At 48.4% G+C, this 918-nt stretch carries 1 protein-coding gene; it reads left to right on the top strand.

The window, feature by feature from the left end; translation table 11 throughout:
• The coding region (locus R7Q09_RS24630) for an O-succinylhomoserine (thiol)-lyase (RefSeq protein ID WP_318143759.1) at positions 1 to 918 on the top strand (918 nt) is incomplete at both ends.

Below are 918 nucleotides of genomic sequence, written 5' to 3'. Positions count from 1 at the left end.
AAATACGATTACACGCGTTCAGGTAACCCAAACCGTGGTTTGCTAGAGAGTGCGTTATCAGAGTTAGAGTCTGGCAAAGGCGCAGTGGTGACTAACTGCGGTACTTCCGCACTTAACTTGTGGGTATCGGCTTTTCTTGGGCCAGATGATCTGATTGTTGCACCGCATGATTGCTATGGTGGCACATACCGTTTGTTCAATACACGAGCTAACAAAGGCGACTTCAAAGTGCAGTTCGTTGATCAATCGGATGAGCAAGCTCTAGAGGCTGCACTAGCGAAAAAGCCAAAGCTTATTTTGTTAGAAACTCCATCGAACCCTTTGGTTCGTGTGGTTGATATTGCTGCGGTATGCGAAAAAGCCAAACAAGTGGGCGCTTTGGTTGCGGTAGACAATACCTTTTTGACACCGGTGTACCAAAAGCCTTTGGATCTCGGTGCTGACTTTGTTATCCACTCAACCACAAAATACATTAATGGTCACTCGGACGTGATTGGTGGTGTGGTGATCACCAAAACAGAAGCGCACGCAGAAGAACTTGCATGGTGGGGAAACTGTATTGGCGCCACGGGTACGCCTTTCGATAGTTACATGACGTTGCGTGGGATCCGCACTTTAGGCGCCCGTATGCGAGTGCACGAAGAAAGCTCTCAACACGTACTCAACTACCTACAACAGCAGGCTTTGGTCGCGAAGATTTACCATCCGAGCTTGCCAGATCACCCTGGTCACGAAATCGCGAAAAAGCAGCAGTCGGGTTTTGGGTCTATGTTGAGCTTTGAATTTGCAGGCTCATTTGAGCAACTTAAAGTGTTTGTTAAAGAGCTCGAACTGTTTTCTCTTGCAGAGTCGCTTGGTGGCGTGGAGAGTTTGATTTGTCACCCCGCATCTATGACGCATCGAGCCATGGGGGAAGAG

This window comes from Vibrio sp. 2130-1 (assembly GCF_033339515.1).
This window is presented reverse-complemented; position numbering and strand designations above follow the sequence as displayed.